Raw genomic sequence first — 4,934 nt, 5'->3', positions numbered from 1 at the left:
GTTCGCGCAGCCGCTGGACGGCGGCCGGGCGGCGATCGCCTACCGGGACCTGGACCGCACCGCCGACGGGCTCGGGGCGGACGGCCCCGCCTGGCGGGACACGTTCGGCCCGCTCGCGGAGCGGTGGTGGTCGCCGGCCGAGGCGGGGCTGCGCGTGCACCTGCAGGTCACGCTCGGCGACGGCCGCGCCCTGCTGCTCGCCTGGCGCCCCGACGGCTGGACCTGCGAGGCCGTCTATGACTGACACCCCGCGCTACGCGGAGCTGCACGCGCACTCGGCGTTCAGCTTCCTCGACGGCGCCAGCCAGCCCGAGGAGCTCGCCGCCGAGGCGCACCGGCTCGGCCTCAGCGCGCTCGCGCTCACCGACCACGACGGCCTGTACGGCGTGGTCCGGTTCTCCGAGGCGGCGCGGGAGGTCGGGCTGCCCACCGTGTTCGGCGCCGAGCTGCACCTGCCCGTCCCCGGTGTCGGCGGCCCCGACGTCCTCGACCTGCCGACCGGCGTGCCCGACCCGCGCGCGCTGCACCTGCCCGTGCTCGCCCGCGGTCCCGAGGGCTACCGTGCGCTGTCCCGCACGATCGCCGAGGCGCACCTCGCCACCGGCACCAAGGGCGCCGCCGCGTACCGGCTGGAGCAGCTCGCCGAGCAGGCCGACGGCCGCTGGCTCGTGCTCACCGGCTGCCGCAAGGGCCCCGTCCGGCACGCGCTGACCGACGGCGGACGCGAGCCCGGCGTCACCGCCGCGGGGCTCGACCGGGCGCGCACCGAGCTCGACCGGCTGACCGCGCTGTTCGGGCGGGACAACGTCGCGGTCGAGGTCACCCAGGGCGGAGGCCCCTACGACTCCGAGCTCGCCGACGCCCTCGCGGCGCTCGCCGACGGCGCCGGGCTGCCGCTGGTCGCCACCGGGAACGTGCACTACGCCACCCCCCGGGACGCCGACCTGGCGATGGCCCTGGCCGCCGTGCGCGCCCGGTCCTCGATGGAGGACCTGGACGGCTGGCTGCCCGGTGCCCCGACCGCGCACCTCGCGTCCGCCGCCGAGATGCTGCGCCGGCACCGCCGCCACCCCGGGGCCGTCGCCACCGCCGCCGCGATCGGTGCCGAGTGCGCCTTCGACCTGCACCTCGTGGCGCCGCAGCTGCCGCCGTACCCGGTGCCGCCCGGCCACACCGAGGCGACCTGGCTGCGCGAGCTCGTCCGCCGCGGCGCGCTGGAGCGCTACGGCCCGCCCGAGGCCGAGCGGGTGCCCGGCGCCTACGCGCAGCTGGAGCACGAGCTGCGCGTCATCGAGGACCTCGGCTTCCCCGGCTACTTCCTGGTGGTCTACGACCTGGTCGACTTCTGCCACCGCAACGGCATCCTGGCCCAGGGTCGCGGGTCGGCCGCCAACTCCGCGGTCTGCTACGCCCTCAAGGTCACCGCCGTCGACGCCGTGGCGCACGGCCTGCTGTTCGAGCGGTTCCTCGCCCCCGAGCGCGACGGGCCACCCGACATCGACGTCGACATCGAGTCCGGCCGCCGCGAGGAGGTCATCCAGTACGTCTACGCCAAGCACGGCCGCACCCACGCCGCGCAGGTCGCGAACGTCATCTCCTACCGCGCGCGCTCGGCCGTGCGGGACGCCGCCCGCGCCCTCGGGTACGACGTCGGGCAGCAGGACGCGTGGAGCAAGTCCATCGAGCGCTGGGGCACCCTGCGCGGCCCCGCGCCGCGGCACCCCTGGTGGTCGGGGGAGAGCCGCGGGCCGGCGGCCGTGCCCGCCGCGGCCACCCCGCCGACGCAGCACGTCGCCGACCGCCCGACCTCGACCCGGCCGAGGCCGCCGGCGACCGGTGAGGACCGTCGCGCCGCGCAGTACGCCGCCGTGCAGCGGGACCCCGACGGCGTCGTCTGGGGCTGGAACCACGAGCCGGACGCCACCCCCGCACCGGCCCCGCGCCGCCCCGCCGGGCACGACGACACCGACCGCCTCGCCGGCCAGCCGACGGCCGACGGCCACGACGTCGTCCCCGCGCACCGCCCGCCGCCCGCGAGCGACCTCGAGGAGATCCCCGAGCAGGTCATCGACCTCGCCGACCGGTTCCTGCGCCTGCCGCGGCACCTCGGCATCCACTCGGGCGGCATGGTCATGTGCGACCGGCCCGTCATCGAGGTCTGCCCGGTCGAGTGGGCGCGGATGGAGGGCCGCACCGTCCTGCAGTGGGACAAGGACGACTGCGCGGACGCGGGGCTCGTGAAGTTCGACCTGCTGGGCCTCGGGATGCTCACCGCGCTGCGCCTCGCCTTCGACCAGGTGGAGCGGCACGGCGGCCCGCGGCTGGAGCTGCACAAGCTGCCCAGCGAGGACCCGCTGGTCTACGACCTGCTGTGCGCCGCCGACACCGTGGGCGTGTTCCAGGTCGAGTCGCGTGCCCAGATGGGCACCCTGCCGCGCCTGCAGCCGCGCAGCTTCTACGGGATCGTCGTCGAGGTCGCGCTCATCCGCCCCGGCCCGATCCAGGGCGGGTCGGTGCACCCGTACATCGAGCGCTACCAGGGGCGGCAGCCCATCACCTACCCGCACCCCCGGCTCGAGAAGTCCCTGGCGCGCACCCTCGGCGTCCCGCTGTTCCAGGAGCAGCTCATGCAGATGGCCATCGACGTCGCGGACTTCACCCCCGCGGAGGCCGACCAGCTCCGCCGCGCGATGGGCTCCAAGCGGAGCATCGAGAAGATGGAGGCGCTGCGGGCCCGGCTGATGGACGGCATGACCCGCAACGGCATCCCGGAGCCGGTGCGGGAGGAGGTCTACGACAAGCTCAAGGCGTTCGCGGACTTCGGCTTCCCGGAGTCGCACGCGTACTCGTTCGCGTTCCTCGTCTACGCCAGCTCGTGGCTCAAGGTGCACCACCCGGCGGCGTTCTACGCCGGGCTGCTCGCCGCGCAGCCCATGGGCTTCTACTCGCCGCAGTCGCTCGTCGCGGACGCCCGCCGGCACGGCATCGGCGTGCTGCGCCCGGACGTGCAGCGCTCCGGTGTGCAGGCCGTCGTCGAGCGGGTCGGCCCGGAGCCCGAGGGCGGCGAGCCGCGGCTGGTCCCGCTGCCCTCCGGCACGGCGCCCGTCGCCCCGCTGCGGCCGGGGGGCGCACCGGGGTTCCCCGACGCCGCGGACGGGGTCACCGGCGGCACGGCGTCCGCCTCCGGCGCGGCGAGCACCGCGTCTGCGTCCGGCGCGGCGAGCACCGCGTCTGCGTCCGGGGTGGCCGGACCGGCGCCCGCGTCCGGGGCCGACCGGACGGCCGGGGCGCGCTCGCTGGCCGTCCGGGTCGGGCTCGCGTCCGTGCGGAACGTGGGGGAGAAGGTGGCCGAGCGCGTCGTCGCCGAGCGGGACGCCCGCGGACCGTTCGCCGACCTGCGGGACCTCGTGCGCCGCGTCGAGCTCAGCACGGCCCAGCTCGAGGCCCTGGCCACCGGGGGTGCCCTGGAGTCGCTCGGCGTCACCCGGCGGGAGGCGCTGTGGGCAGCCGGTGCGCTCGCGCAGGAGGGGCCCGACACGCTGCCGGGCGTCTCCGTCGGCGTGCGGGCCCCGACCCTCCCGGGCATGAGCGAGGTCGAGATCGCCGTCGCCGACGTGTGGGCCACCGGGGTGACCGTCGACTCCTACCCGACCCAGCACGTGCGGGCGGGCCTGGACGCCTCGGGCGTGCTCCGGGTCGAGCAGGCCTTCCGGCACGAGGCCGGGCGGCGCGTGGCGGTCGCGGGCGTGGTCACGCACCGCCAGCGTCCGGGCACCGCCGGGGGCGTCACCTTCCTGTCCCTGGAGGACGAGACGGGCCTGCTCAACATCGTGTGCAGCACCGGGCTGTGGCAGCGGTTCCGGAAGGTCGCCCGCACCTCGCGGGCGCTGGTGGTCCGCGGGCGGCTGGAGCGGGCCGACGGGGCGACCAACCTCATCGCCGAGCACCTCGCGCCGCTGTCCCTCAAGGTCGCGACCACGTCCCGGGACTTCCAGTGACGCGTGACCCGGACGCCGTGACCCGGACGTCGCGACCCGGACGTCGCGACCCGGACGCCGGCCGCACCATCAGCAGGTGCGGGCCGGTGAGCCACCAGCTCCCCGACACGTCCCCGGAGCCGGCCGCGTGCGTGCCAGACTGCCCGCGTGACCCTCCTCGGACCGCTCGTCGCCTACCTGCCCACCCCCCGCGGCCACGAGGGCGAGGTGGTGATCGACCCGCTCGAGCAGCTGGTGGACGACGCCGTCGCCGCCGGGGCCTCGGGCGTCGCGGTCCTCGGCAGCACGGGCGGCTGGCCGTACCTGACCGCCGGCGAGCGCCGCCTGGTCGTCGAGGCCGCGGTCGAGGCGGCCGCCGGCCGGGTGCCCGTGGTCGCCGGCGTCGGGGCGTTCACGACCGACGAGGTGATCGTGCACACGATCGTCGCCGAGCGGGCCGGCGCGTCCGCGGTGCTGCTGCCGACGCTGGCCTACCTGCCGCTGACCGACGACGAGGTGCTCGACCTGGTGGCGGACGTGGCCGACGCCGCGCGCGTGCCGGTGTGGCTTTACCACAACCCCGTCAGCACGTCGTTCCGCTACTCGGTCGAGACGCTGGTCCGGGCCGCCCAGGTACCGGGGGTCGGCGGGGTCAAGGACCGGGGGAGCGACGTCGGCGAGCTGCGGGACCGGGTGACGGCGCTGCGGGCCGCGGTGCCGAGCACCGTCGAGGTCGGCTGCAGCGGCGACGTCCTGGGCGTCGAGGGGCTGCTCGCGGGCGCGCGGACCTGGCACTCGGGGCTCGCGAGCGTGCTGCCGGCCTGGTACGCGGCCGTGGCCCACGCGGCCGCCGCGGGTGGCGGCCCCACGACGGACAGGAGGCGGGATGGTCGGGGGCGAGCGGCCGGCGGGCGGCGCCGGTGTGGTGGGCGTGCTCGGCGCACGCGGCGGCGCCGG

At 76.9% G+C, this 4,934-nt stretch carries 2 protein-coding genes and 1 pseudogene; all 3 read left to right on the top strand.

Annotated features, from left to right (window positions below; genetic code table 11):
• Positions 1-244 (top strand): annotated as a pseudogene (locus FA014_RS20245) (hypothetical protein); the annotation flags it as partial.
• On the top strand, positions 237-3,998 hold the full coding sequence (locus tag FA014_RS17845) for a PHP domain-containing protein (RefSeq protein ID WP_154730974.1): 3,762 nt from the start codon (positions 237-239) through the stop codon (positions 3,996-3,998). The pseudogene FA014_RS20245 and the gene FA014_RS17845, both read left to right, overlap by 8 nt.
• 147 nt (positions 3,999-4,145) lie before the next feature.
• A partial coding sequence (locus FA014_RS17840) for a dihydrodipicolinate synthase family protein (RefSeq protein WP_154730973.1) occupies positions 4,146-4,934 on the top strand: 789 nt, incomplete at its 3' end.

It is taken from the genome of Cellulomonas hominis, from assembly GCF_005239125.1.
Classification (GTDB): domain Bacteria; phylum Actinomycetota; class Actinomycetes; order Actinomycetales; family Cellulomonadaceae; genus Cellulomonas; species Cellulomonas hominis_A.
The sequence above is the reverse complement of the archived record's forward strand: the minus strand, read 5'-3'. Positions and strand labels throughout refer to the sequence as shown.

Excerpts from the sequence above, each read along its gene's own strand:
- FA014_RS17845 (WP_154730974.1), top strand. The coding sequence starts at position 237 with ATGACTGACACCCCGCGCTACGCGGAGCTGCACGCGCACTCGGCGTTC.